1 protein-coding gene is annotated in these 405 nt (G+C 40.5%); it reads left to right on the top strand.

What is annotated here, in order from left to right; translation table 11 throughout:
* Window positions 1-405 (top strand): PKD domain-containing protein (locus D7Y13_RS45525; protein ID WP_147452769.1); only part of this gene is annotated, 405 nt, incomplete at both ends.

Below are 405 nucleotides of genomic sequence, written 5' to 3'. Positions count from 1 at the left end.
GTGTAGGGCAGATCATCAATTTTACAAATACTTCTGTCACAACGACGATCAATGGTATCCCACCTCAATATTTCTGGGATTTTGGGGATGGGATTACTTCCACATTTCAAAGCACACCTCATATTTATACAAATCCCGGTATCTATTCAGCGCGCTTAGTGGTGCAGGATTTTGTTCCTTGCTTCGATACTTTTTACAAGACCATTGTTATAGATACACTCCCGTTCGTCAGCTTCACCATATCAGATTCTTTGCTGTGTGAAGGACAGCGTATTGATTTTCTCGGATCTTATTTTACAGAAGGCCTGAGTAGCATTGTATGGAATTTTGGAGATGGAGGTATAAGTAATGTAGGCGGTAATGTTTCCCATGCTTATGATACATCCGGTGTATTTACTGTTTCGC

This window comes from Corallococcus praedator (assembly GCF_003612125.1).
Lineage (GTDB): Bacteria > Myxococcota > Myxococcia > Myxococcales > Myxococcaceae > Corallococcus > Corallococcus praedator.
This window is presented reverse-complemented; position numbering and strand designations above follow the sequence as displayed.